The sequence below is a fragment of the Maricurvus nonylphenolicus genome (assembly GCF_042854845.1).
In the GTDB taxonomy this organism is placed as follows: Bacteria; Pseudomonadota; Gammaproteobacteria; order Pseudomonadales; family Cellvibrionaceae; genus Maricurvus; species Maricurvus nonylphenolicus.
Genome location: NZ_AP031498.1, coordinates 1,135,735 through 1,159,549 on the forward strand (window position 1 = coordinate 1,135,735; position 23,815 = coordinate 1,159,549).

27 protein-coding genes are annotated in these 23,815 nt (G+C 47.0%); 18 read left to right on the forward strand and 9 right to left on the reverse strand.

Translation table 11 applies throughout. The annotated features are described in order from the left end of the window. Positions 1 to 29: 29 nt before the first annotated feature. Positions 30 to 1,052 (forward strand): lipase secretion chaperone, encoded by a 1,023-nt coding sequence (locus tag ACGHZ6_RS04755; RefSeq protein ID WP_390617664.1) that lies wholly within the window; start codon positions 30 to 32, stop codon positions 1,050 to 1,052. 100 nt (positions 1,053 to 1,152) lie between these two features. On the opposite strand, the gene ACGHZ6_RS04760 is transcribed toward ACGHZ6_RS04755, so the two are convergent. Next, positions 1,153 to 1,896, reverse strand: coding sequence for a TetR/AcrR family transcriptional regulator (locus ACGHZ6_RS04760; protein WP_390617665.1), 744 nt, complete (start codon positions 1,894 to 1,896; stop codon positions 1,153 to 1,155). 127 nt (positions 1,897 to 2,023) lie between these two features. Here ACGHZ6_RS04760 and ACGHZ6_RS04765 point away from each other — a divergent pair, with 127 nt between their 5' ends. From ACGHZ6_RS04765 to ACGHZ6_RS04795, 7 genes are all read left to right on the forward strand, one after another. Further along, positions 2,024 to 2,386 (forward strand): hypothetical protein, encoded by a 363-nt coding sequence (locus ACGHZ6_RS04765; protein WP_390617666.1) that lies wholly within the window; start codon positions 2,024 to 2,026, stop codon positions 2,384 to 2,386. A gap of 127 nt (positions 2,387 to 2,513) precedes the next feature. Beyond that, positions 2,514 to 2,924, forward strand: coding sequence for a hypothetical protein (locus ACGHZ6_RS04770; protein WP_390617667.1), 411 nt, complete (start codon positions 2,514 to 2,516; stop codon positions 2,922 to 2,924). Between the two features lie 166 nt (positions 2,925 to 3,090). After that, on the forward strand, positions 3,091 to 3,894 hold the full coding sequence (locus ACGHZ6_RS04775; protein ID WP_390617668.1) for a glucose 1-dehydrogenase: 804 nt from the start codon (positions 3,091 to 3,093) through the stop codon (positions 3,892 to 3,894). Positions 3,895 to 3,943: 49 nt separating this feature from the next. Then, positions 3,944 to 4,333, forward strand: a complete 390-nt coding sequence (locus ACGHZ6_RS04780) for a DUF3574 domain-containing protein (RefSeq protein ID WP_390617669.1) — start codon at positions 3,944 to 3,946, stop codon at positions 4,331 to 4,333. A 35-nt stretch (positions 4,334 to 4,368) separates the two neighbouring features. Further along, entirely contained in the window at positions 4,369 to 4,680 is a 312-nt protein-coding gene (locus ACGHZ6_RS04785) for a cupin domain-containing protein (RefSeq protein WP_390617670.1), read from the forward strand. A gap of 64 nt (positions 4,681 to 4,744) precedes the next feature. Continuing rightward, on the forward strand, positions 4,745 to 5,425 hold the full coding sequence (locus ACGHZ6_RS04790; RefSeq protein ID WP_390617671.1) for a zinc metallopeptidase: 681 nt from the start codon (positions 4,745 to 4,747) through the stop codon (positions 5,423 to 5,425). A 107-nt stretch (positions 5,426 to 5,532) separates the two neighbouring features. After that, the gene (locus tag ACGHZ6_RS04795; protein WP_390617672.1) at positions 5,533 to 6,195 is read left to right on the forward strand and encodes a DUF3313 domain-containing protein; all 663 of its coding nucleotides are present in this window, start codon (positions 5,533 to 5,535) and stop codon (positions 6,193 to 6,195) included. 58 nt (positions 6,196 to 6,253) lie between these two features. Here ACGHZ6_RS04795 and ACGHZ6_RS04800 read toward each other — a convergent pair whose 3' ends face one another. Further along, positions 6,254 to 6,910: a TetR family transcriptional regulator gene (locus ACGHZ6_RS04800; RefSeq protein ID WP_390617673.1), complete on the reverse strand. Its 657-nt coding sequence runs from the start codon at positions 6,908 to 6,910 to the stop codon at positions 6,254 to 6,256. Positions 6,911 to 7,018: 108 nt separating this feature from the next. Here ACGHZ6_RS04800 and ACGHZ6_RS04805 point away from each other — a divergent pair, with 108 nt between their 5' ends. The 3 genes from ACGHZ6_RS04805 to ACGHZ6_RS04815 all read left to right on the forward strand — a co-directional run bounded on the left by ACGHZ6_RS04805 (position 7,019) and on the right by ACGHZ6_RS04815 (position 10,217). Further along, entirely contained in the window at positions 7,019 to 8,623 is a 1,605-nt protein-coding gene (locus ACGHZ6_RS04805; RefSeq protein ID WP_390617674.1) for a GMC family oxidoreductase, read from the forward strand. A 216-nt stretch (positions 8,624 to 8,839) separates the two neighbouring features. Continuing rightward, positions 8,840 to 9,610 (forward strand): substrate-binding periplasmic protein, encoded by a 771-nt coding sequence (locus ACGHZ6_RS04810; protein WP_390617675.1) that lies wholly within the window; start codon positions 8,840 to 8,842, stop codon positions 9,608 to 9,610. A gap of 142 nt (positions 9,611 to 9,752) precedes the next feature. Next, entirely contained in the window at positions 9,753 to 10,217 is a 465-nt protein-coding gene (locus ACGHZ6_RS04815) for a hypothetical protein (protein WP_390617676.1), read from the forward strand. A gap of 155 nt (positions 10,218 to 10,372) precedes the next feature. On the opposite strand, the gene ACGHZ6_RS04820 is transcribed toward ACGHZ6_RS04815, so the two are convergent. After that, positions 10,373 to 10,756 carry a hypothetical protein gene (locus ACGHZ6_RS04820; RefSeq protein ID WP_390617677.1) on the reverse strand — a complete coding sequence of 128 codons (384 nt, stop codon included), beginning with the start codon at positions 10,754 to 10,756 and terminating at the stop codon, positions 10,373 to 10,375. A gap of 92 nt (positions 10,757 to 10,848) precedes the next feature. Then, positions 10,849 to 11,751 carry a LysR family transcriptional regulator gene (locus ACGHZ6_RS04825; protein ID WP_390617678.1) on the reverse strand — a complete coding sequence of 301 codons (903 nt, stop codon included), beginning with the start codon at positions 11,749 to 11,751 and terminating at the stop codon, positions 10,849 to 10,851. A 122-nt stretch (positions 11,752 to 11,873) separates the two neighbouring features. On the opposite strand from ACGHZ6_RS04825, the gene ACGHZ6_RS04830 reads away from it, so the two are divergent. Together ACGHZ6_RS04830 and ACGHZ6_RS04835 are read left to right on the forward strand one after the other, a co-directional pair. Further along, entirely contained in the window at positions 11,874 to 12,485 is a 612-nt protein-coding gene (locus ACGHZ6_RS04830) for a glutathione S-transferase family protein (protein WP_390617679.1), read from the forward strand. Positions 12,486 to 12,520: 35 nt separating this feature from the next. Beyond that, on the forward strand, positions 12,521 to 13,594 hold the full coding sequence (locus tag ACGHZ6_RS04835; RefSeq protein WP_390617680.1) for an NAD(P)H-dependent flavin oxidoreductase: 1,074 nt from the start codon (positions 12,521 to 12,523) through the stop codon (positions 13,592 to 13,594). A 36-nt stretch (positions 13,595 to 13,630) separates the two neighbouring features. On the opposite strand, the gene ACGHZ6_RS04840 is transcribed toward ACGHZ6_RS04835, so the two are convergent. Beyond that, positions 13,631 to 14,539, reverse strand: a complete 909-nt coding sequence (locus ACGHZ6_RS04840) for a LysR family transcriptional regulator (RefSeq protein WP_390617681.1) — start codon at positions 14,537 to 14,539, stop codon at positions 13,631 to 13,633. Between the two features lie 123 nt (positions 14,540 to 14,662). On the opposite strand from ACGHZ6_RS04840, the gene ACGHZ6_RS04845 reads away from it, so the two are divergent. Then, a complete protein-coding gene (locus ACGHZ6_RS04845; RefSeq protein ID WP_390617682.1) occupies positions 14,663 to 15,253 on the forward strand; it encodes an NAD(P)H-dependent oxidoreductase in 591 nt (196 codons plus the stop codon). A 62-nt stretch (positions 15,254 to 15,315) separates the two neighbouring features. Here the strand turns inward: ACGHZ6_RS04845 and ACGHZ6_RS04850 are convergent, their stop codons facing one another. Continuing rightward, on the reverse strand, positions 15,316 to 16,575 hold the full coding sequence (locus ACGHZ6_RS04850) for an MFS transporter (protein WP_390617683.1): 1,260 nt from the start codon (positions 16,573 to 16,575) through the stop codon (positions 15,316 to 15,318). Positions 16,576 to 16,762: 187 nt separating this feature from the next. Continuing rightward, on the reverse strand, positions 16,763 to 17,770 hold the full coding sequence (locus tag ACGHZ6_RS04855; RefSeq protein ID WP_390617684.1) for an AraC family transcriptional regulator ligand-binding domain-containing protein: 1,008 nt from the start codon (positions 17,768 to 17,770) through the stop codon (positions 16,763 to 16,765). 248 nt (positions 17,771 to 18,018) lie between these two features. On the opposite strand from ACGHZ6_RS04855, the gene ACGHZ6_RS04860 reads away from it, so the two are divergent. The 4 genes from ACGHZ6_RS04860 to ACGHZ6_RS04875 all read left to right on the forward strand — a co-directional run bounded on the left by ACGHZ6_RS04860 (position 18,019) and on the right by ACGHZ6_RS04875 (position 23,070). Further along, positions 18,019 to 18,822 carry a glutathione S-transferase family protein gene (locus tag ACGHZ6_RS04860; protein WP_390617685.1) on the forward strand — a complete coding sequence of 268 codons (804 nt, stop codon included), beginning with the start codon at positions 18,019 to 18,021 and terminating at the stop codon, positions 18,820 to 18,822. A gap of 36 nt (positions 18,823 to 18,858) precedes the next feature. Next, entirely contained in the window at positions 18,859 to 19,869 is a 1,011-nt protein-coding gene (locus tag ACGHZ6_RS04865) for a fumarylacetoacetate hydrolase family protein (RefSeq protein ID WP_390617686.1), read from the forward strand. Further along, a complete protein-coding gene (locus tag ACGHZ6_RS04870) occupies positions 19,860 to 20,621 on the forward strand; it encodes a cyclase family protein (RefSeq protein WP_390617687.1) in 762 nt (253 codons plus the stop codon). Before ACGHZ6_RS04865 ends, ACGHZ6_RS04870 begins: the two co-directional genes overlap by 10 nt. Positions 20,622 to 20,709: 88 nt before the next feature. Then, a complete protein-coding gene (locus tag ACGHZ6_RS04875; protein ID WP_390617688.1) occupies positions 20,710 to 23,070 on the forward strand; it encodes a TonB-dependent receptor in 2,361 nt (786 codons plus the stop codon). Positions 23,071 to 23,153: 83 nt separating this feature from the next. Here ACGHZ6_RS04875 and ACGHZ6_RS04880 read toward each other — a convergent pair whose 3' ends face one another. Both ACGHZ6_RS04880 and ACGHZ6_RS04885 read right to left on the reverse strand, forming a co-directional pair. Further along, the gene (locus tag ACGHZ6_RS04880) at positions 23,154 to 23,579 is read right to left on the reverse strand and encodes a hypothetical protein (protein ID WP_390617689.1); all 426 of its coding nucleotides are present in this window, start codon (positions 23,577 to 23,579) and stop codon (positions 23,154 to 23,156) included. Between the two features lie 16 nt (positions 23,580 to 23,595). Further along, complete coding sequence (locus ACGHZ6_RS04885) at positions 23,596 to 23,808, reverse strand: 4-oxalocrotonate tautomerase family protein (RefSeq protein WP_390617690.1); 213 nt, start codon at positions 23,806 to 23,808, stop codon at positions 23,596 to 23,598. Between the last annotated feature and the right edge of the window lie 7 nt (positions 23,809 to 23,815).

Sequence of the window (23,815 nt, forward strand, 5' to 3'; positions counted from 1 at the left end):
ACTGTCCGTTACTCGATCTGGTTATTGTGATGCCTAAGAAAATATTTATATTCTTTACGTTAGTTATCACCGCTAGCGGTGCCATATTCTATTTTCAATATCCACAGAAAGAGGTTGGCAGCACGCCTTATATCGTCAAGCCGATAATTCCCTCACTCGATGGGTTAACTAAACCGAAGTTACAAAGTGTTAAACAGGAGGGAAGTCCGTCAGAGATTACACGGCAAGATGTGGAAACTTGGGCAGGTACGGAGATAGATGGTGAGCTTAAAGTTGATGAAAACGGTCAGTTAATTATTGATCGCCAGTTACGGGATTATTTTGATTATATGTTAAGTGCCGTTGGCGATCTGGAACCCCAAGCTGTATTTAACATTATGTCAGCTTATGCACATCAGCAGATACCTGCTCCAGCAGTTGAAGAAATGATGGCTTTGCTGGATGATTACCTGGCCTTCAAGGAAAGTGCCCTGATCTTACGTTCGACACGTCTTATTGCCCACACAGAACAGACGCCTGCTTATCATTACAGAATATTGCAAGATACATTTGAAGAGCTAAAACTACTGCGTCGTACTCATATGTCAGTGGAAGCGGTTGGCGCTTTTTTTGCCGACGAAGAGATATACACTGAGTACAGTTTAGAAAAAATTCGGATTAGCCAAACAGCAGATTTGTCACCAGAACAAAAACAGCAGAAATTGAGTGAGTTGGTTTGGATACTTCCACAGGAGATTCAAGAGTCGATTATTCGCAAGCAACGACACCAGCAGAATGTAGAAAAATCTGAGTCCGTCATAAAGTCCTCCCTATCTGAACTTGAAAAGCGCCATCAGTTATCACAACTATATCCTGAAACTGTGACCGAGCGAATCATGCAGCACCAAAGCAATAAGGCCAATCTACGTCAGCGGTTTGATCGCTATCAGCAGGAAAGACAGGTGTTGCAATCACGCCATGCCAGTAATGATGAGTTACAGGCCCTGTTATTGCGTTACTTCCCTACGGCGCAGGAACAGGCCATTGCCAGAACCTTTATTGCCCAGCAATGATTGTGCGTTTTGTCCGCAGATCTTACGCTATTCTCAGTCCTTTACACCTGGGATGTGGCGTGGAAAATCTTTGGGGGCTGACCTTAAAGTCGTCCTCAAACTATCCCTGCAAAGCGAGTATACGCAGTTCATCTGCAAACAATGACTTCTTAATGTCTTGCCAAATATCCTTGTAATCATTGGAACCTGAAAGCGGTTTCCAGCCAAGGCCATCCATATATGTATTTGCCAGCCAGAATATATCCGTCTCCAGTTGTGCCCTTGCGTTAGGGCCAATATTTCTTTGGTCTTCATGAACGGCTAAGGCGTAACTTGTTACGCCAAATTCTGACGACCAGGAGCAATTGGCAATTCGTGAAGGCGAATGATCGGCAGGGCAGGTTAAATCACCGTCTTCGATGGCATCGGCAACAAAGGTTTTAGATAGCTTCTTGAATTCGTTGAGGATCTTTATTCCGTGTGCGAGTCGTCTCTGTGAGGCTTTTTCTCTCACTGCGGGGCTTATCGCTTGCAGTTCACAAAAGAAATGCACGGGATAGAGTTGACCATAGATATGGTATGCGAAGGCTCTGGCCAGGTTTCGTGCTCTCGAGTTGCCGTGATACTGACGTGCTCTGTGCATAAACTCCAGCAAGGTCGTGGCGCCATCATTTGTGATAGCAAGCATCACTTCTTCCGTTGAGTTAAATAGCTTGTATACGCTGCCTTTGGAATAAGGGACCTTTGCTACGATTTTATCCATCGTCAGCCCTGAGAAGCCTTCTTCCTCGATAATGTCACAGGCTATTTTGATTATCAGCGCTTCACGCTCAGCCAATTCTTCCTGGCCTAGTATCTTTGGCATTTAAAGTCTCTTGATTTTATTGTGACGAATCGTCATTATAAGGCTAGAGGCTGATCATTTAAAGAGTGGGTTCTATATTTACCTGCTAATTGAATGTTCTTTTATAACTAAATCATAGGTTGGATGTATGAAAGATTACCCCGAAGCACTGGATCATATGTTGGCGGCATGGAATGAACCCGATGCTAGTCTTGTTCGTGGTCACCTTGATAAGGCGCTGAGCTCGAATGTCCGTTTTGTAGATCCGTCTATTGATGTTAGTGGTATTGATGGATTTGAGAAAAATGTTCACGAAGTTAAAGCCAATATCCCAGGGGCTGTTTATTCTCGGGCCAGTGGCGTGGATTCCCAGCATAATTTTCATCGTTACCATTGGGAAATCCATCAAGACGGGAAGTTGCTGCTCTCTGGCTTTGATGTAACAGAAACGGATGATGAAGATCGCGTGTCTTGTGTTATAGGTTTTTTTGGGGAAATTCCACAGGATTGATTATTTGGAGGCTGACCCTGGGGTCAGCTTCCGTTTTTTAGAGTAGTAAGGAGCTGTTACAATAAGTCCCAGGTGACGCCTTGCCGCGTAGTTTGGCTTGGCTTATTTTTTCAGGGAATGACAATGTATGAAAGTAAGATTAGCTGTCCTCTTTAGTGTCCTTTTTGTATCTCAAATAGCCTCTGCTAGCTCTTCACAAGGCGTTTTACAGATAAGCAATGTCTTATTCAAAGATAAACCGATTTTCTGTGAGGAAGATATTTTAACCCCGGATAAAAGTGATTTCGATATAGTTGATTATGATCTAATGAGCTCAGAAGGCGGTGAGCGTTACGCGATTATCAATATTGAGAATACATCTTCAGGTCAGCGAATACTTAGGCGCGAAAATCTGGTGGCTGTATTCGCCAACTGTACGAGTCGATATCCAGAGGTGCTTGATCAGACTTTATCGGGAAATGAAATGCTTACCAAATCAATCTATTTTGGGAAAAACAAGTTTCCCATTATTAAAGTTATAAGCAACAGTGACATGTGAAGCGATTCAGGCAAAGTAACATCAAACTATGATTTAGTGAATTTCTTGGGTCTGATCCTCGGGGTAACCCCGTTTTCGCCAGCAACGCTACTATAGGGAATAGCTATTTAATATTGTTGATAGCCTATTAACGGCTAAACTATTTATTTTATAAAACGAGTAACCTATGCATAGACTCGACAAGAAAATTGCACTAGTAACCGGTGCAGCAAAAGGCATTGGCAAAGCGATTGCTGAGCTTTTTGCAGCAGAGGGCGCCACAGTTATTCTCAGCGATATTGATGATGCTTTGGGTAACCAGGTTTGTTCAGACATAGGTGGAAGTGCTGAGTATATAAACCTGGACGTAGCGTCAGAGTCTGCTTGGGAGAAGGCTAGTGGGTATATAGTGAATAAGCACGGCCGGCTTGATGTCTTGGTAAATAATGCCGGTATAACGGGGTTTCTGGAATCAGAAGGGCCCTTTGATCCAGAAAACTTTAATACCGAAAGCTGGCACAAAGTACATCAAGTCAATATGGATGGTGTGGCATTTGGGTGTAAGGCGGCAATAAAGCTTATGAAGTCTTCTCCATCAGCCAGTATTGTTAATATATCTTCAAGATCGGGAATGGTAGGTATTCCCGGTGCCGCTGCCTACGCATCAAGTAAAGCGGCAATACGTAACCATTCTAAGACGGTTGCTTTGTACTGCGCGCAAAGCGGGTACCCTATCCGATGTAATTCCATTCACCCTGGGGCTATCCTTACGCCATTATGGGATGCAATGCTTGGCGAGGGTGAGGAAAGGGAGTCGTCGATTGAAGCTATTGCGCAAGATATCCCTATTGGCACAATGGGGGAGCCAGAAGACGTTGCTTATGCTGCTCTTTATTTGGCGTCAGATGAGTCCAAGTATGTCACAGGTATCGAGCTTGTTGTAGACGGGGGTATTTTGGCGGGTAGTACAGCATCCCCGTCTCGTAAGTAATGTTGGTCGTGTCTGAAGGTTATCTACGTTTAGTTGCAGAGGGAAGGCTGTGAAGAAAAGTATTCATTATCTTTTGGTATCAATGTTGGTTCTAGTCGGCAGCTCGGCCTCTTATGCTGAAGAGGTATTCAGGCTGAGGATGTTTTTTGGTTTGTCTCTTCCGGGTGGTGGTGCAGTCTCTTTAGCGGAGTGGCAGTCTTTTCAGCAAGAAGAGATCGTAAAGGTTTTCGATGGATTCAATGTCGTAGATTCTGTTGGTTATTATAAAGGCAAGCCTGAACGCTCGAAAATAGTCACGGTGATTGTTGAATCTAAGGATATTGCAAAAGCCAATGCGTTAGCCTCCCTATATGCAAAGAGGTTTAAGCAAGACTCGGTAATGATTGTTAAGGTACCTGTTTTGGAGTGGAGCTTTATTGGTCCTGACGGCCAAAACTAAGCTAACACCTTAGCGACCAGATTGGGTTGGAAATAATGCCAAATATATTCGGTTCTATCCCTGCAGAGCTGCCACATGAGTTTTTTGAAGACATAGTTAAAACGGACAATCTTAGGATTGAGCGCATAGTTTCTAAAGGCCATACATCCCCTGATACTGGCTGGTATGATCAGGCTGAAAATGAGTGGGTTATAGTGTTATCAGGTTATGGTGTTATTGAATATGAGGATGGTACCAGGGTTACCCTTACATCTGGTGACTATGTGAATATCAAGGCGCATAAAAAGCACCGCGTTGTGGAAACATCGAAAGATGAAGCGACGCTTTGGTTGGCGATTTTCTACTGAGTACTCTGGCTATAACTTCGACTTAATGTTTAACTAGCTCTAACGCTATTAAGTTTCATTAGACATGTTCTACCTTATACTTGCTGTCATTATAGTCCTTATCATCTTCGGCCCCCGTCTATGGGTCAACTACGCCATCCGCAAGCACAACAAACCCATTGAAGAAATGCCAGGTACAGGCGCAGAGCTGGCCGAACACCTGATTGAACGGTTTAAACTGGAAGGCGTGACCGTTAAAAAGACCGCAAAAGATGAAGACTATTACTCTCCTACTGAGAAAATTGTCGGCCTATCGCCCGAGGTCTACGACGGCAAATCCATCTCTGCCATCGCTATTGCGGCCCATGAAGTCGGGCATGCGATTCAATATATTAAACAAGAGCCCGTAAGCCGATTACGTGATAAGTATACAGGCAGGGCTGTGGCGGCCCAGAATTTCGGCATTATCATTTTATCGCTATCCCCGCTTTTGGGGGGCATGGCAAGAACTCCGGTTGTGATCGGCATACTCGCGTTGGCGGGTATATTGGCCATGTTATCTTCCGTTGTGTTGCATGCGTTGATTCTGCCGGAGGAATACGATGCCAGCTTTGGCAAGGCGCTGCCCATCTTAAATGAGGGTTATCTGCCCCCTGAGCATATGCCTGCCGCCCGCCAGGTACTCAAGGCCTGTGCCCTTACCTATGTCGCCGGTGCCCTGGCGGATATTTTGAGCGTTTGGCGCTGGCTCGCCATATTGAGGTAATTTTTAAAAGCTCCCGGGCTGCTTGACGGCCGTGGTTATCTTGTCTAATCCCTATTAGTGAATTCGAATTATTCTTCTCTCGAGTATATGCCGTGTAAGGAGCTTGTATGAAAATTCTGTGGATTACCCTGATTGTCATCGCGCTGTCATCTTGCGCCAGTCAAAAGAAGTTGGAAGACAGCTTCTCCGGCTTTATATCCCAGACTCACTATGAAAAACTCTCAAGGGTTGAGTCATTAAGTGATCAGGTAGTATTTCGCTATATCGCGCCCGATTTTAAGCCCGCAAACTATACCCATGTCATCGTTGATCCGGTCATTGCATACCCCGAACCCCAGCCAACCGAGCAGGTGAGTATGGAAATGCTGCGGGATATACAAGCCAGGCTGACACGTTTACTGGAAGACTCTATGTCTGAGGCGCTCAAGTTGTCGCAATCCTCCGGAGAGGGGGTGTTGAGGCTGCAAGTGGCCATTACAGGGGTAAATATTTCAGATAAGTCGCTGGCGGTATACGAGTATATCCCGGTGGCGATGATAGCCGCGGGTGCCAGCAAAGCCGCAGGCGCTCGCGATCAACAAGTACGCTTGTTTATGGAGGGGCGAGTGGTCGATACCGAAACCGGTGTCGTGCAGGCCGTAGGCATTCGTGAAATCAAAGGCGATGATCTCGAAAATGTAAAAGCAAAACTACAGGCTCAGCAGCTCAATCAGGGGTTTAAAGACGCCGGTGAAGATATGGCAGCGGTGATCAAGAAGATATTTAAATAGAGTGTAGTCCTTGAGTTACCGTTTTTTGTGATGGCCAACTTAACAGAAGTCAGTTGGCCTATTTTGTATCAGGCCTAAATGGCTGCTTTGATGCTTGCGCCAGGGCGGCCTGAAATTTCTTTCTGGCCGTAGCATTCAAACATGGCAGTAACACGGCAAAATGCTGCTGAATGCCTCTCTCCTGATCGGCCCAACCGATATCAGATAGGCCTTCAGTCTCCCGCAGATAATCCATCCAGTAACGGCTGACGATCCATAAAGAGGTCGTCAGTTCTTTCAGGCTCACGCCCAGATCCTGTCTGAACATATTCTCTTGTTCGATCCTTTGGATCAGGCTTTCCAGTTCAGCGTAGTCAGCGACAGACTCTGTGCTCGATCCTATAGCACTTTGGTCTTTCAAGTATTGCGATCTGTCACGAAGCATAAAGCGATTGTTCCAGGTCAGTTCCATGGCAAACAGCAGATGTTCAACATAGTCATCGGCAATGGTTCCAGGGGCCAGCTTGGCACGTCGCTCACTGGTGGTGGTTTTAGCTTGTTCTTCAAGTCGAAGCACAAGGTCCAGTTTTGTGGGGAAGTGGTAGGTCAGGTTTCCCTGTGCGATACCGGCTGCAGCGGCAATCTCTGTCAGCGTGGTTGCGGCATAGCCTTTTTCATTAAAGAGGCGTCGGGCAGCTTCCAGGATTTTGTCCGGTGTCCTACTGCGTGAATTCATAGACCCTTTTTGCTCTCAATTTCTTCTATGTTGACAAATTAGGTTTTACTAACTAAATTTAGGTTTTTCAACCTAAGTTGAAAAGTGTGACAGGGGGAGGAGCACGGTATGAGCATAAAAAACAGGCATATCATCGTTATAGGCGGTGGTACATCAGGAGCCGTTATGGCGGCAAGACTCAGTGAAAGCCCAAGTTTCATGGTGACTTTGCTTGAGGCAGGACCTGATCACGATGCCTATGATGCGGACGTGTTTACACCACTGCATGCAAGTGATGCTTGGTCTGAGGATAGAAAGCACCATGTCCCTTCGCCCATGAAAGCTGACAATGGCGTCATGACAATGATGCAGGGCCGCCTACTGGGCGGAACTTCCACCCTTAATGGCATGGCCACCTTAAGGGGGCAGCCCGGTGACTATGACGCCTGGGCTGATGCCGGCCTTGAGGGCTGGGGCTGGCAAGATGTCCGGGACACGTTTATCGCGGCGGAACGCGATAGGGATTTCGGTACTTCGCCACTGCATGGCAATGCCGGTCCGCTACCGGTGCGCCGATGGCGCAAGCAAGAGCTTTCCCATGCGCAGGCCACATTCTGCAACGGCCTTGTGAATAATGGCCAGCCCTTTTCCCATGATATTAATGATCCTGATCAGCTTCCCGGTGTTGGTATTTTCCCGGTCACCATCGATGAGAACGCACAGCGTGTTACCACAAGTCTGGCTTACCTGACAGAGGAGGTAAGACGAAGAGGGAATCTTAACATCCGGACCAACGCGCCGGTTGAGCGCATCCTGATTGAGAACGGCCAAGCGACCAGTGTGCTTTTGGAAAGCGGTGAAGAATTGGCCGCAGACGAGATTGTCCTGAGTGCGGGAGCAATCTGGTCTGCCAAGATGTTGCTGCGTTCCGGTGTTGGTCCGAAAGAGCATCTTGCAAAATACGGTATCAATGTTCACGCCGATCTGCCGGTGGGGTCAACAATGAGCGATCATCTTGGCCCAGGTATTCTTTACCGACACCCTGGCTCACGCGGAAGCGACGCCGGGCCCGCCCAGGTGGTTTTTGTGGGGGCATCGAACGGTCACGATGTTGATTATCATGCGATGCCAATTTCGTTGCAGGATCCAAACCGTAACCCGCTGACGTTTTCGGAAAAGTTAAAACTGATCAGAAGAGCAAGCACTGAAAACAGCAAGATCACAATCAGCGATGCCTACGATGCATTGAAATTTTTGATGACGCCAACCAAAAACGACACCATGTTTATGCTTGCGCTGTTTTTATTGTGCTCCAGTGGTCAAGGCAGTGTAAGGCTGGGAGACACCCCGGATGCAGATCCAGTCGTCACGGCTCCACCTTTACCAAAGGATGCTCATCAGAGACTGCGTCATGCATTTGATGTGATAGCCGCTTGGGAAGGTTCAGATGAGTTCAGAAATCTGGGGCTCTCACCGGTTTTTCCACAGGACCTTTCTGCACCGGATGCGGTTGCAATCGCTCTTGCTCGCAACACCATTAGTTATGGACATATGGTCGGGACCTGTCCGATGGGCACAGTGCTGGACGCCGATTGTCGAGTGTTGGGTATACCGAATTTGCGTGTTGCCGATGCATCGGTGATGCCAACCATTCCGCGGGGTAATACCTATCTTGGTTGTGTGATGGTTGCAGAGCGCATTGCTGCCAAGATGAAAATGCAAAGCACAGCTTAGCTACGGTGTTCTTTACGACTCAATTCCTCATAGGTTAAATAGCCATTAGAATGCTCAGTTTCAGTATCAATTTTCATTAAAAAATTAATCAGCACCCTACCGATAAAGGCAGTGTATTGGCGGAAAGTTCCTTGGCTTCTAAACTGAAATCATAAACCTGCTGAAATACTGTTTTGCTTGCTTAGTTGCAGTAACTGGCATGTGGAGAAGAATGGCATGCTAATGATCCGTTCGCTTATCATTGTATTTAGTGTTGCTTGGGTTAGCGTTTCTGGTGCACAAGATAAATTGGTCTTTCCCACGGTCTCAAATAGTCCGTTGTCCAAAGCTCTGGAAACAGTTATTCATACAGCCTATGGTCGATTAGGGATCGACGTTGAGGTTGTACACCTGCCCCGTAAAAGGGGGCTTATGCTAAGTAGCCAAGGACTCTATGACGGTGAGCTGGCTAGAACCACGATTGTTCTGCAAAAGTTCCCAAACTTGATTCGGGTTCCCGTTACCCTTTATTGCTTTGATATTGTTGCTTACACCCATCACAAACCTTTACCCGTGGTAAGTTGGGAGGGGCTCAAGGGGCTGTCTGTTGGGGTCACTCTCGGCATGATGAAAATTGAGGCACAGACTGTTGATCTTAAGACGGTGAAGGTCGTCAATCTTAATCAGCTATTTAAAATGTTGGCTACTGATAGGATTGATGTGGTTGTTGCAAATCGTCTGATCGGTGCTGCTACTGTTCTAGAAGGGGGCTTTGATAATATTGTTATCAATGACCCGCCTTTAACCCAGACGCCAATCTACCATTTTTTGCACGATAAACATCGAGGGCTTCTCAACGATATCACAGAGGTGTTGGAGCAAATGCTGCGCTCTGGCGAATTGGCACAGATTTATAAAAATTATGCTCAGCAGCATCTTAACTTACTAAGTCTAGACGCCGATGCTGCAGCTTCTATTCCGTCACTGCAGTGTCATGAAAGCTCTTGAGCTGGTAGGGCAGCTTTGGCCGGTGTAAGGCCAATGTGGGGGCCTTGCATCTTTACTGTCATCTCCTTGCCATAGGCTAGTCATAAAACCCCGATAGGGTGATTGGTGTTTTGAGCCAAGTTTGAGGTCTTCTGTCTCGACCATGCCATTTCCCAGTCACGGCTATCTGGCACTGCTTTGCCTGTGTCTATTTCTCTCTGCCTGCGTCAGCCAGAAGGCGGTTTCCCCGAGCAGTGGCCTTTTACAACACTGCGACAGTTATTTTTCCTATCAAATGTGCGCCAGGGATCACAATGGAGATGGCTCGGTGGACTTTATGTTTTTTGCCGACACCGATGAAGTGTTTATGGCAATGCCGGGATTTGAGGAGCCTGAAAAAACCGGTAAACCGGCCCATCGCTGTATTCAGTCGATGGACAAACCTATGCAAGGCGCTGCCAATGCCCTGTTAGCTATAGGCAATGACACCTCTAATATGACCAAGACCAGGATCAAAACCCGGCTGTTATTGAGTTATAGCCGCTATATGCCTGAGGTAAACCGCTGTAATGGCAACCAGTTAGCGGTCGAAGATGACCCTTTTGGTGACGAGAGTTTTGGCTATTAGACATAATTTCTATTTTTTATTAAAAAAGTTTGAACCTTTTGGAATTGGCCGTGTCCCAATAAGCAAGACAATCATGGTGTCTTGCTCTCCTCTTGCTTAAGCCTCTTTATTAGAGGCTTTTTTGTGCCTAAATTTTATCCAAAATGAACGCTATTCTACCCGTCGCCTTGATTTTGTTTGTTTTTTAGCCAGTTTAAGGCGTCTTCCCGGTTATCAAACACCTTACCCTCAAAATCCGGATTGCCTGGGTAATCAAGCAGGGCTTGAGCGGTATCCTCGCTGGCCTTGTTGTGGGCTACCACGGCAACGGCATTAATCTGTTCCAATGCGTAGAGGTACTTTTGGGCTTCCAGGGTAAAGGAGTAGGAGTTGCGCTTGTTGATAAGCAGTGCGAAGGGGGCCTGCATGTTGTTGATCAGGAATTCGTGGAATTCGCCGATCATCGCTAGATCGATTTCTATTCCGTCATCGGCAATCACCTCTACAATATCGTCTTGCTGAATGATGAGTTCGCCGTAGGTGAATCGATGGCTGTTCATGCCGCAGGCTCCGATATATCCGCTAGGGATAGGTGCCAATACTGAGGGTTAATTAAAAGATAGCGTAAAAATGCGAGCCTTTCAGCAGGTGGTTAGCTGTTGATAACTTCACTGAACTTCCCCAGCGAAAAGGGCTTGATCAGTTCCAGCTCTTGCTGCAGAAAGCGCTTGCAGTGCTGTATTCGTGCTGTGGATCTTAGATCTGGGTGGTGTAATAACCAGATGCTCCAATCGCTGCGGGGCAGGGCTACCGGCAGGCGTTGAACTGTGGAGTCGGCGATTTTATCCGGTAAAAAACACGGTATACGAGCCAGACCGTAACCCAGTTTCACCGCGTTATACATGCTGTATAGGTCATCCACTCGCAGGACGATTTCCGGGTTAGTGCAATGCTTTTGCGCCCAGTGCGGTATTTCCTGTTGATTGCTCCAGACGATGATACGGGTGGGCTCGCTTGCATCTTTGTCGGCATACTTCTCGGCGTTGGCCTGATTGGCATATAGGCCATGCTGCATATATTCAATATGGTTGGCAATCAGGTAGTCCGGTGGCGAAGGGCTGAGGCGAATGGCCATATCTGCCTCGCGGTTGGCCAGGTTACGTACGCCACGGGAAACCTGTAGGTCTATGCTGATGGCCGGGTTCTCGGCGCAGTAGCGCTGCAGTGGCTCTGCCATATAGTACTGGAATATCTCGTGGGGCATGGTGAGGGATATTTTGCCTGCCAGACGGGCATCCTGGCCCATCAGTACCCTGGAGATTCGCTGGTTGGCGCTGCGGATTTCAGTGGCGATATCATAAATAGCCACGCCCGCATCGGTCATTTCATAACCTGATTGGGTTCGTTCTAACAGCCGCACCCCATGTTCCTGCTCAAGCATTTGAATACGGCGCGACACCGTGGAGTGGTTAACCCCTAGCTGTTTGGCTGCTCCCGAGAAGCTGCCTTCATCGGCTACTGCCAGAAAGTACTGAAAATCGTCCCAGTTGTGCATTTTTGCACGCCTAATGTGTTTTTATTGCGAATTTATAAAGATGCTAACGGCTTTTACACTGACTGTCGATGGTTGGCCGACCGCGATTTCTACTACAACCGCCTGAGTGGCAGGAGAACACTATGTACAAGCTTTATTCCATTGCGGGCAGCTGCTCGACCGGTATCCATGTATTGCTACGCAAACTACATCTTCCGGTGGAGATTGTGATGCGCAGTGATGTCGACAACTACAACCAGCTGGTGGCGACCAATCAGGTGCCGGCTCTGCAAACCGATGATCTTTTACTGACTGAAGGTGCTTCTATTGCCCTCTACCTGCTAGAGAAACACAGCGAATTGCCTGAGGATCTTCAGCAGCGCAGCGAGTTCCGTCAATGGCTGATGTTTAATTACGCCACTCTGCACCCGGCCTATAGCAAGCTGTTTGCTGTAAATGGAGCGATGGCCGACGGTGAAGCAAAGCAAGCCTTATTGCAGACGCTGGCTGATCGTATCTCCGAGCTGTGGCGTATTGTTGAGCAGCGCCTGGAAAACCGTACCTATATTGTGGGTGACCAGCCCAGCCTGATCGATTATTTGCTTGCCGTATACAGTCGTTGGGGCAATAGCTTTCCCGGCTTGAATATTGAGCTGGGTGAGAACACACAGCGTCTGATTCAAACCGTCATGCAGTTGCCTGAATTTATTGAGGCTGCTGAGGTAGAAGGTATTGAACTGGCCGTCGCTGCCTAATCGATAGTTAACACAAGAAACGAAAAGGTAATCCCATGTCTTGGAATCAGACGCGCGTCAGTGAACGACTCAATATTCAGTACCCGATTATCCAAGGGCCTTTTGGTGGAGGTTTATCGACGCTGGAATTGCTCACTATAGTATCCAACAGCGGTGGTATGGGGTCTTATGGAGCGCATATCTTGGCTCCAGATGACATCATTGCGCTGGTGGCTGCTGCACGCCAGCGCACCGATAAGGCCTTTAATATCAATCTGTGGGTATCCGACCACGATGCCCACGGATTGGATCTCGACCCCGCCAGTTTCGAGCGTTACCTGAAATTGTTTAAACCTTTTTATGATCAGCTGGGAGTCGAATATCCCGACTACCCGCAAAACATCTCCCAACGCTTTGAGGAGCAGGTGGAGGCGGTGATTGAGGCCGCACCTCCGGTTCTGAGTTTTGTATTTGGTATTCCCGATAAAAAAGTTCTACAAGCCTGTAAACAGCGCGACATTATCACCATGGGTGCAGCAACCACCTTCGATGAGGCTCGCGCGATTACTGAAGCCGGGATCGATATAGTTCTGGCCACCGGCTTCGAAGCGGGCGGCCATCGCGTGGCATTTTTAAAACCGGCAGAGCAGTCACTGGTCGGCACCTACACGCTGGTGCGGCAGATTGACCACAGCCTCGATGTTCCCTTGATAGCCGCCGGTGGTATTGCCGATGCCCGTGGTATTGCCGCCATACAAACCGCCGGCGCTCACGCCGTGCAAATGGGTACCGCCTTTCTGGCCTGCCGGGAATCAGGTACCAGTGATGAACACAAACAGGTGCTGTTTTCTGACAAGGCCCATAACACTGTATTAAGTCGCAATTACACTGGCCGATTGGCGCGCTTCATTCCCGATGAATTTATCGAGGCTATCGATAAAACCGAAGGCTTGCCCTTGCCGTTCCCGTTACACAGTTTTTTTGTCGCGCCGATTAAGGCGGCCGCAAAAGCAGCAGGTAATGCCGGATTCAGCTCACACTATGCGGGCCAGGGTGCACCCTTGTTAAAACACCGGGATGCCGATGCATTAATGTCGGCGTTAGTAGAAGAGCTGGATTGTTTGAACTAAAAACTGTGTTGAGTGCGGGCAATTACTGCTCGCTTTTTATTCTTGATGAATGTCCCATTGCCCGGCAAAGAAATCTACAAACGCTTTGATTTTAGGTGACTGCCTTTGATGTTTTGAATAGATCGCATAGATACCATTATCAAAGCGTGTCGATGTCACTTCGTAATCCGGTAATACCTGTATTAACTCACCCTTGTCCAAGGCGTCTTGTAATCCCCAGCGCGGTTGCAGAATGATACCGCCGCCATCAACCGCACTTTGATAAAGAAGCTCAGCATGATTGGTGCGAAGCCAGCAGTGCTCGGTACTCACGCGAAACTCATTGCGGTTTTTGCGCAGTACCCAGGTTTTAAACGGGGTGGATAACGCGAAGGCCATCAAGTGGTGTGAAGCCAGGTCTGTCGGGTGTGTGATGGCCGGGTGTTGATCCAGGTATTGGCGGCTGGCCGTGAGTACGTAGTTATGGGCTCCAAGGGGTTTGGCGATCAGTTCCGAGTCTTTCAGATAGCTCACCCTGATAGCCACATCAAATCCGTCAGCCAGTACATCGACCAGGGCGTCATTGGCAATCAGCTCGAGTTGAATGTCAGGGTAGGCATGATGGAATTTGGCTAACAATGGTCCTATGAAGCACTGACTGAACCACCAGGGCACGCTGACACGTAGCTTTCCGGCTGGCTGCCCTTCGCTTGTTGGCAAGCTGCTACAGGCGGCATCGACTTCCGGGAGTAGCAGGCGAATGCGCTCATAGAGTTCGGCTCCGGCATCGGTTGTCGCCACTGAGCGAGTGCTGCGAATCAGTAACGTCTGGCCAAGTTGTTGTTCAAGTTGGCTGATTTGTCTTGAGATAGAAGAGTTGGCGCAATTCAGCAAACGCGCTGCCTGACTAAAGCTGCCGTTTTCTGCCACGGCCAGAAAGGCGCGCAAGGCGTTCAGATCGTGCATTTCGTCCTCCGATCATTGTTGCAAATATCGAATAATGTAATCCATATTTTCCCATTATCGCAAATCTGATTGGAGCATAGAATAGCGACATTCTATTCAGATAACGCACTAAGGAGCTATCAGATGAAGACGCAAACCCTGTTATTGATCAATGGCGCAGAGTCCCGAGGGGTAGCACAGGGGCAACTCAGTCAGACTTTAATTGAGCTGGCCAGCAACGAGCTACAGAATCACTTCAACATATTACAGACGACGGTTGCCGACGGTTATAACGTCAGAGAGGAGCAGGAAAAGTTCAAACAGGCAGATGTGGTCTTGTTTCAGTATCCGGTATTTTGGTTCAGTGTTCCGGCAGGGCTAAAAGCCTATATGGATGAGGTGTATGAGCATGGCGTATTCTTTGAAGGTAGCGACCGTTACGGTGAGGGCGGATTATTAAGGGGCAAGCGCTATTTGCTGTCGACCACCTGGAATGCACCTGAAGAAGCGTTTTTAGATAAAGCGCATTTCTTTGACGGCCGTTTGCAGAAAGAAGTATTAGTTGCCATGCATAAAGCGCAACAGTACGTCGGGATGAGGCCGTTGGCGAGTTTTGCTGCTTTCGATGTTGTCGCTAATCCACGTCTTGATAAGCTGAGAGAATCTTGGCGACGCCACTTACATCAGGAATTAATCAAGCAAATAGAACCCGAATCGACTTTAGAAATAGCATAAGTATTTGCGCATAATGGGCGGTCTACATGGCCAAGATGACTGCATTACCATGATAGAGTTTTCTAATGGCGTAGCTTGGGGAAGCGTTTAAGAGACAAGCATAGTAATGATGCTATACCCAAGCACGCAGCAGACATAATGAGGAAAATATCGTAGCTGCCAAGTTTGTCGAATATCAATCCCGCAAGAAAGGGAGAGATTGCGGCGCCTACGAGAAATATAGAATAAATAGTGCCATAAAGTACCCCGTAGGCTTTCAAACCAAAGTACCGTGAGATCATATAGCCAATTAAATCGACTTCAGCTCCCATGGATAAGCCAATTGCTAGGGCCGCCACCAGTGCGTACTCTACGCCACCGATGATAAAGACCATAAAACCGATTGAGGCCAGGCCAAAAAGTACGGCTGCAACATAGGGAGCAAAGAATCGATCGATAAGAAAACCGACACCTAAACGCCCTACAATAATGGATGCTCCAATCGTGGCCGTGAGTGTTCCGGCTGTGGTCTGAGTGACTCCCAGATCAGACAGCATGGGGATAAAATGAATGATCATGCCGCTTACTGCAGTAGAGACTAACAAAAAAATTGCTGACATTTGATAAAACGTCCAGCTCTGAAGGGCTTCCTTTCGGCTTATTCCTGATTTTACTGTTTCAGTAATACGTTTGCTGCTAGTTGGCAAAATAGCCATTGCTGGTGTTTTAAGAAATAGATAAACATAGGTGGCTGCGAAGAATACTATCAATGCTAACAGACGGTATGCATCTCGCCAGCCGAAGTTCTCAATGGCCTGAGTAAGTAATATAGGGGCTAAGACGCTTGCCGCGCCTGTGCCCATAAGTGCAATGCCAAGGGCTAGACCTCTTGAACTATTAAACCATTCGGTTACCGCACGCGTGAAGGTTACCGGCGATGACCCTGATGCAAGTAATGCAGTCAATATGGACAGCATATACAGTGTGATTAGAGAGTTGCTGATAAAGCTTATGGCTAGAATGCCAACCGCATAGGCGATAAGTGAGAAAAAGGCGATATGACGAAAACCCAGTTTATCAATTAAGGCCCCAACTACGGGAGACATTAAGGCCAGAATGATGCCAGCAAATATACCAACACTGGAGATAGCTGTACGACTCCAGCCAAACTCCTGTTGCCAAGGGATCATAAAAATGCCCGTGGTATAGAAGCTTAATGAAGAAATACCACAGCCTATACCGATAAAAGCAGCCGTCAGTGGTAGCCAAGCTTGTTTTATTTCAGATGTATTTTCGCTTTCAGAAATATCGCCTGTATCTGTCGCAGCTTCTTCTGTATTCATTTTTAGTGCCTTGGATATGATAAGCCGATGGCCGTGCGGGAGCGTAATAGAGGGCCATTGTGGTCTTAGACCGATTCTAGAATAGCTGGTTTGATTTCTTTAAGATTGACTGGAGGAAGAGGTGAAAAGGCTGAAATGTCAAAAGTAGGATGCGATTAAATGTTGTTCATACCCTTTCTGAGGATACTTAAGCTTTTAATTGCTTACGAAAATCACTGGGGGTAACTTGCTTCCAGCGTTTAAAGGCTCGAACAAATGCACTGGATTCGGAATAGCCACACAGATAAGCAACGTCAGTGATGGTGTATTCTGGTTGCTGTAATAAGCGGATAGACATCTTTTCACGCAGTGATTCCAGTATTTCACTAAATGATGTTCCCTGTTTAGATAGGGCTTCCTTGAGTTGCCTTTCGCTCATGGCCAGTCTTTTGGCTGCTATGGCAATATTTACGGGCCCATCCATCATGGCCAGGGATATGGCTTTTTCCAGCGTTTCAATCAGGTTTTTACTGTCAATCTCTTTAATGTAGCCCGAAGCAAGCCCTTCGTGAATTTTAAGCAGGTTAGGGTTGGCGCTTTGTAATGGTGAATTTAGATCACCGCTCTCAAACTGTATCGCATTGTTTGGGGAGCTAAAAACGACTGGGCAAGGGAAAAGCCTTTCATACTCATTCAGTTTTTCAGGCTTTGCGATCGAGAGTTTAATCAAACTGGGTTTGATGTTCTGATGGGATAGGGTGGAGGCTATGCGGTATAAATAAAGCGCGAAAAAATCTGCTTGTGATTTCTTTAAATGGTTGCCATGGCTGAGGTCAAAATTCAGTAGAATTTTATCGTTATCTTCCGTGATGGATAGTAGCGTTGAATTGCCAATAATCTTTTTGTAACGGACCATCCTATTCATTCCCTCCAGCAAGGTATCACTACTTGCTACGAGATGAATCACTACGCCGTTCAGGCCAATGTTGCAGTGTTCGGCCAAATGTAGGCCTATATCCGGGTCCTGTGTCAAATTTTCTATCTCAGACCAGATGTTTATCAGCATATCCTGTGATATCCGATCCAGCTCTGAGCCAAATGCAATGTCGGTAAGGTTGAATTGCTGGCGTAGCTGGCTGGTGTCATAGCCTGCTTTATTCAAGGCATCGAATACTAGCCCAATGATCACGGTTGAATAGCTATAGGCGTCTGTCATAGCGAGATCAGTCAAATTCAGTAAATAAACCGTACTTATGGTGTGTTTGAGTGTGTATTTGGCAGCTTGGACATGGTGACTGTCCGATCTGTCAATTCAACCTGCTGCAGAGATATTACCATCTGTTGACTTGTTAAGGCACTCAAAGCTCAGATGCAGATTATGGAGAGACTGAGTTATTTATCAATAGCAACACCAAAGGAATGTATAGCCATGTTGCGGTGCCTTTAAATCTATAAGGTATATAAATGACTATTGAACTCTATCATTCAGCATATTCAACCTGTAGTCAGAAGGTTCGCCTGGTTCTGCACGAAAAGGGTCTTGATTTTATCTCTCATGAGATCAGTTTTCGAAAAGAAGAGCAGCTCACACCAGAGTACCTCAAAATCAATCCTAACGGTGTGGTGCCAACGCTGGTTCATAATGGTCAGCCTATTATGGATTCATCCTGCATTATCGAATATCTCGATGAAGTCTTCCCAGAGTGCTCGCTATCACCCGAATCGCCTCTGGATCGGGCCAGAATGCGTGCGTGGTTACGGTTTATCGAAGAGGTACCTACTTCAGCGGTTCGAATACCTTCATTCGAAAAGGTGTTCCTGCCTGCCTTGCGACTGGTGAAAAGCAAGAAGGGATTCGAGAAATCTATCGATAAACGCACGATTCGTACCGGTTTCTATAAAAAGATGAACGATGGCAAAGGCTTTGAGCAGTCCGTTTTGCAAGATTCAGTGCGCCAGCTGCTAGAAACGGTTAAGCGGTTGAATACTGCGTTGGAGCAAGGTGATTGGATTCTGGGGGAGAAATTATCTTTGGCGGATATGTGCTTAGTGCCTCTGATAGACCGGGTTGTCGATTTGAAAATGCAATACCTGTGGCATCAATACCCCGCTGTGCAGGATTGGTATGAACGAATGACGGACCGTGAATCATTCCAGAAAGCCTTTTATAAAGGTTCCCGTCTTTCTCAGCGGCTGGAATTCAAGCTGGCTTTTGCGACGATGAAGAAGACTCAAGGCAAGTTTGAGGCCGTCCTGGAATCTGTATAGCACTCGTTTTCTAGGAGTTAACAAAGGTATCTTTTTATGAAATTTCGACGCGTTAACATTGATGGCAGAGTAAGGGTGGAAGCCTTGCATAACAATGCATGGAGATCGCTTGATACAGTCCCAAATTTGCAAGCACTAGCCTTGGATTTTGGGGTTACCGGTAACCTGGCTGAAGATGTTATTGCCGTACTCCAGCTGGGCAGTCAAGGTTTCAACGCGCTTGCCCAAGAGCTTGATCGCCTTCAACCGGTCAATGATCTTGGTGGCAAGCTTATGACACCGATTGATCCAACATCCTTTCGTGACTTTATGCTGTTTGAAGATCACGTCATTAATGCATCGCGCGGTTATGTCAAAAAGTTTATGCCCGCAGGTTATCAATTCTCAAGAGTAATTGAGGCAATAACGGGTAAACCGTTTTGGAAGTTCAAACCACATCAACTGTGGTATCAGCAGCCAATTTACTATTTTAGTAATCACCTCAACTTTTTAGTCTGTGGTGAGCCGGTGCCATGGCCAGGCTATACATCAGCCTTGGATTATGAACTGGAATTAGGGGCCATTCTAACGCAACCGTTATTCAATGCTACGCCTGAAGAGGCTGAAAAAGCTATCGGCGGCTTTGTTGTGTTAAATGATCTTTCAGCCCGTGATCAACAGTTGGCCGAGATGGATTGTGGTTTTGGGCCACAAAAAGCCAAACATTTTTCCAGTGTTATGTCCTCCGTCGTCGTCAGTGCCGACGAGGTTCTTCCCAAGTTAAGTCGGTTGGAAGGCAGTGTGTCGATTAATGATGAGTTTGTTGCGTCCTGCTCAACCAAGGACATGTACCACAGTTTTCAGGAGAGTATAGCTTTCGCTTCCCGAGGTGAAAAACTCCATCCGGGTGAGTTGTTTGGCTCTGGCACGCTTCCAGGGGGCAGTGGCATGGAGAATGGTCGCTGGCTGTCTCCAGATGATGTACTTGAACTCGAAATTAAAGGTATAGGGCACATCAAAAATAAGATTTTATCACCGTTAGCTACAGAGACACCGGTATGCAAGTAGTCGATTTGTCAAAACCTATTCAATATAACCGTGAAGACCCATTTTTTATGCGTGTGAAGATTCGCCATAAACCCCACTGGATAGCTCGATGGATAGTTCGCTTGATGGGATTGCCATTTCGCTTAATGCCAAAAGACTTTGTTGGCTGGGCAGATGACACCATCACGCAAATGGGAGTACACAGCACCACGCATATTGATGCCCCTTGGCACTACGGGCCTAAAAACGGTACTCAGAAGGCAGCCAGTGTTGAGGATATTCCTCTCAATGAATGTATAGGCCCGGGTGTTGTGATTGATATGACCCATAAGGCAGAAGGGGATTCTATTACTGCCGAAGATCTTATTCAGTCCCTGGATAAGACCGGCTCTGAATTGCAGCCTGGAAGTATTGTGCTTATTCACACCGGGCGTGATGAATACATGGGGACTAAGCTGTTCTGGAAAAAAGGCACAGGTATGAGTGCGGAGGCGACAGAATGGCTAATCGATCAAGGCATCACTGTGATGGGGATAGATCAGTGGGGTTGGGATCTTCCCTTTCATTATCAAATCCAACAGGCCAAGCAGCAAAACAGGGATGACCTGTTTTGGGAAGGCCATCGAATTGGCCAGCATAAACCCTATTGGCAAATGGAGCAGCTAACTAATCTGAGTAGTCTTCCATCGCATGGCTTCAAGGTTTGTGTTTTTCCCTTGAAAATTGTTGGCGCCTCGGCGGCTCCAGCCAGGGTGGTCGCATTATTGGAATAGTTTTTATAGCGACATTAACGGGAGGAGGTTCAGTAAAGCAGTAACTGACAGACATTACATAATATCTATAAATACTGAGAGAGTAATCATGCGAGATAATAAAATAAAGACACCATTAAATTTGCTGACGGCGAGTCTACTGGGTGTTTCAGCACCTTCATTCGCTGCTGTAGAACATTTTGAATTAGAAGAAATTGTAGTCACTGCCCAGAAACGTGAGCAGTCCTTACAAGATATTGCCATGAGTGTATCGGCTATTTCGGAAGATGCACTGTTTAACAGTGGTATTGATACGGCGGAAGACCTTAAGGCCATTATTCCTGGGCTGAATATTTACAGTGGTAATTCCCCGGCCGCAACGGGTATCCAGTTGCGTGGTGCTGGTACAGGGGCGGCAGATCCAACGCTTGAGCCTTCAGTTGGTTTTTTTGTCGATGGTGTTTTTATGCCTCGCAGCCTGTTTGGTATTTCTGACTTAGTGGATGTGTCGCAGGTTGAAGTCTTATTCGGACCCCAGGGAACCCTGTATGGAAAGAATACCAATGCCGGTGTTATTTCTGTAACGACGAAGAAACCCTCTGAATCCTTTGAAGCGCTGTTCGAGCAAACACTGGGTAATGATGGTTTGACTGATACCAAGCTTGCCTTATCGGATACGATTAATGATGAATTAGCCTACCGTGTATCCAGCCGACTTCGTAAACGCGATGGCGTCATGGGTGGTGAGTTTGATAATAGTGAGTACAATCAAGTCGATAAGCAATCTTACAGAGGATTGTTGGAGTGGACTGCAGCGGAGAATACGCTTGTTCGCTTTAGTGGCTATTATAGCCTTGAAGATAGTTATGGCAGTTCGCCCGATTCCTATCTTGATCCCACGAGTAATTTAAGTGTGCTTGCCCAGACGCTCAACGGTGGAGTTGTTGAAAATACCGATATCGATGACAGAGAAATTACCAATACCTTTTCCAAGCAAAATCGAGTTGAAGTGAAAGGCGCCAGTGTTCAGGTTGAGCATGATTTTGAAAATGTTACCTTTCTGTCTTCGACCGGATGGCAGCAATGGGATATGGAATCAGAATCGGATGTCGATATGACATCAATCGATATTGTTAAGACGACCGATCGAATGCAGGAAGACTCATTCAGCCAGGAATTTCGCTTAACGTCCCCTGGCGGAGAGACCATTGACTGGGTGGCTGGCTTATTCTATTTCAAGTCTGACCTGCAACGCGGAGATAAGGACAAGACGTATGCTGAGATAGGTGATGGGTTTGCGCCATTTGCTGGCGCCGCCGCTGCCATTCTAGGTGGCCTTGATTGTACCAACCCCGTTAATGCTGCAACCTGCGGTGCCGGTAGCGCATATCTGGCCTTTACACCGGGGGCATCGTCGACATGGGAAGCCAACTATGAGACAGAGTCCGTGGCTGTATTTGGACAGGCAACCTATAACTTTAGCGAAGCAACAAATCTGACTCTGGGTTTACGTTATGGCACCGAAGAGAAAGATTTTGATTTTTTCACAGATACCAACCTATCGGGAAATCCTGCCCAGGATATATTTATCCGTGCTTTAACAGGGCCGAATTCTGGTGCGGATAGCATCAGTGACGATGGATTTAATGGCATGATAAGTCTCAACCACTTTGTGGGTGATGCCATGTTCTATGCAACGGTCGCCACAGGGAATAAATCCGGTGGCTTTAATGGTGATGCGGGTTTAACGCCTATTGATGATCGTGAATATGATACTGAAAAGACCCTTAGTTATGAGGTGGGTGCAAAAATAGATAATCTGCTTGATGGTCGAGCGCGTATTAATTTGGCTTACTACTATACCGAGTATAAAGATTTCCAGGTAACGCAGTTCGATGTCGCCACCGTTGCATTTTTGGTTGAAAATGCGGGGCGGCAAGTGACACAGGGTATTGATATTGATGCCATGGTTGCCGTTACGCCTAACCTGACTATGGGCGCCAAAATTAGTTATCTGGATGCCAGATTCCGAGACTATAAGGAAGCTGGGTGCCATACGGATGCTGCCGCACCACATAATCCCGATGGCACCTGCGACTTCAGTGGTAAACAAATGCCGTTTGCCCCTTATTGGTCCGGAACAGTAAGTGCAGATTATGTTTATCCTCTCAGCAATGGCGAAATGTACTTTCACAGCGATATAGCATACCGCGGTGAGCATGTAGCCGATCCCACCTTTGCTCCCTATGGTACTGTTGATGCGACTACCTTAGTGAACGTGCGGATGGGCTGGCGAGCGGATCATTGGGATTTAAGCTTATGGGGTAAAAACGTGACGGATGAAACCTACAGTGTTAACCACACTGGGCACACGATCGCGCAGGCATTAGGTGGCGGAACACAATCCTCTTACTGGAGCTGGTTAAATCAACCCGCTAGTTATGGCGCAACTCTTCGTTATAGCTACTAACGTATTTGACAAATAAGTCTCTCGTTTGGCGCCTGTAGAGGCGCCCTTTTTCAATTTAATCGACGAGATAGCTTCCTGAGTTATCAGTTGATTAGATACATTCCCGCCATTACCAAATTCAATACCATCATTGTAAAGTCGGTAATAAATATAAACAGCATCAGCCCTTTAACTTCCCATACACCTTCGCCGCGGCGGTTTTGCAGAGCCACAGGAACATTAAAGGCAAACTGTGTCGCGTGGGCAACAGCTATGGTGAATAAAAGAATCACCCACTGTAGGTCTTTGTCAAATAAGCTCGTATTCAGTAGCAATAAGATATTGAGCACTAAAAATGCCAGGTTAAATCCGGCAACAAACTTGCCAGACATAATCAGGGTTTCGAACACCGGTGTGTTGCGATGCTCTTTAGGCACCACCTTCTTTGCGAAAATTCTGCCGCGTATATGAAACGTGTGATAGCCCCCCAAAAACCAAAGGGCATTGAGTATAAGTACGGTCTCGAGCATGGGTTGCCTCCTTCGATTAATCCATTAGTCTTTTAAGAGTTTTGGCTTTTAGTTCGTGGCCACCGATATAGAAGTTACCTTCAGGTGCTTCGTTCAGTGTTACCCAGACATTCTGTTTCAGTTTTTCACCCAGGGTGTTGGTTACCGCTTCGGTTAAGGCGTTCGAAAGTTCCACTTTCTGTTCATCGGTTAAGGCGCCTGCTACGGTGGTGTAGGTAATAAATGGCATAGGGTTT

Coding starts and splice junctions, on each gene's coding strand:
- ACGHZ6_RS04755 (WP_390617664.1), top strand. CDS start 30: ATGCCTAAGAAAATATTTATATTCTTTACGTTAGTTATCACCGCTAGC.
- ACGHZ6_RS04760 (WP_390617665.1), bottom strand. CDS start 1,896: ATGCCAAAGATACTAGGCCAGGAAGAATTGGCTGAGCGTGAAGCGCTG.
- ACGHZ6_RS04765 (WP_390617666.1), top strand. CDS start 2,024: ATGAAAGATTACCCCGAAGCACTGGATCATATGTTGGCGGCATGGAAT.
- ACGHZ6_RS04770 (WP_390617667.1), top strand. CDS start 2,514: ATGAAAGTAAGATTAGCTGTCCTCTTTAGTGTCCTTTTTGTATCTCAA.
- ACGHZ6_RS04775 (WP_390617668.1), top strand. CDS start 3,091: ATGCATAGACTCGACAAGAAAATTGCACTAGTAACCGGTGCAGCAAAA.
- ACGHZ6_RS04785 (WP_390617670.1), top strand. CDS start 4,369: ATGCCAAATATATTCGGTTCTATCCCTGCAGAGCTGCCACATGAGTTT.
- ACGHZ6_RS04790 (WP_390617671.1), top strand. CDS start 4,745: ATGTTCTACCTTATACTTGCTGTCATTATAGTCCTTATCATCTTCGGC.
- ACGHZ6_RS04795 (WP_390617672.1), top strand. CDS start 5,533: ATGAAAATTCTGTGGATTACCCTGATTGTCATCGCGCTGTCATCTTGC.
- ACGHZ6_RS04800 (WP_390617673.1), bottom strand. CDS start 6,910: ATGAATTCACGCAGTAGGACACCGGACAAAATCCTGGAAGCTGCCCGA.
- ACGHZ6_RS04805 (WP_390617674.1), top strand. CDS start 7,019: ATGAGCATAAAAAACAGGCATATCATCGTTATAGGCGGTGGTACATCA.
- ACGHZ6_RS04810 (WP_390617675.1), top strand. CDS start 8,840: ATGCTAATGATCCGTTCGCTTATCATTGTATTTAGTGTTGCTTGGGTT.
- ACGHZ6_RS04815 (WP_390617676.1), top strand. CDS start 9,753: ATGCCATTTCCCAGTCACGGCTATCTGGCACTGCTTTGCCTGTGTCTA.
- ACGHZ6_RS04820 (WP_390617677.1), bottom strand. CDS start 10,756: ATGAACAGCCATCGATTCACCTACGGCGAACTCATCATTCAGCAAGAC.
- ACGHZ6_RS04825 (WP_390617678.1), bottom strand. CDS start 11,751: ATGCACAACTGGGACGATTTTCAGTACTTTCTGGCAGTAGCCGATGAA.
- ACGHZ6_RS04830 (WP_390617679.1), top strand. CDS start 11,874: ATGTACAAGCTTTATTCCATTGCGGGCAGCTGCTCGACCGGTATCCAT.
- ACGHZ6_RS04835 (WP_390617680.1), top strand. CDS start 12,521: ATGTCTTGGAATCAGACGCGCGTCAGTGAACGACTCAATATTCAGTAC.
- ACGHZ6_RS04840 (WP_390617681.1), bottom strand. CDS start 14,539: ATGCACGATCTGAACGCCTTGCGCGCCTTTCTGGCCGTGGCAGAAAAC.
- ACGHZ6_RS04845 (WP_390617682.1), top strand. CDS start 14,663: ATGAAGACGCAAACCCTGTTATTGATCAATGGCGCAGAGTCCCGAGGG.
- ACGHZ6_RS04850 (WP_390617683.1), bottom strand. CDS start 16,575: ATGAATACAGAAGAAGCTGCGACAGATACAGGCGATATTTCTGAAAGC.
- ACGHZ6_RS04855 (WP_390617684.1), bottom strand. CDS start 17,770: ATGACAGACGCCTATAGCTATTCAACCGTGATCATTGGGCTAGTATTC.
- ACGHZ6_RS04860 (WP_390617685.1), top strand. CDS start 18,019: ATGACTATTGAACTCTATCATTCAGCATATTCAACCTGTAGTCAGAAG.
- ACGHZ6_RS04865 (WP_390617686.1), top strand. CDS start 18,859: ATGAAATTTCGACGCGTTAACATTGATGGCAGAGTAAGGGTGGAAGCC.
- ACGHZ6_RS04870 (WP_390617687.1), top strand. CDS start 19,860: ATGCAAGTAGTCGATTTGTCAAAACCTATTCAATATAACCGTGAAGAC.
- ACGHZ6_RS04875 (WP_390617688.1), top strand. CDS start 20,710: ATGCGAGATAATAAAATAAAGACACCATTAAATTTGCTGACGGCGAGT.
- ACGHZ6_RS04880 (WP_390617689.1), bottom strand. CDS start 23,579: ATGCTCGAGACCGTACTTATACTCAATGCCCTTTGGTTTTTGGGGGGC.
- ACGHZ6_RS04885 (WP_390617690.1), bottom strand. CDS start 23,808: ATGCCATTTATTACCTACACCACCGTAGCAGGCGCCTTAACCGATGAA.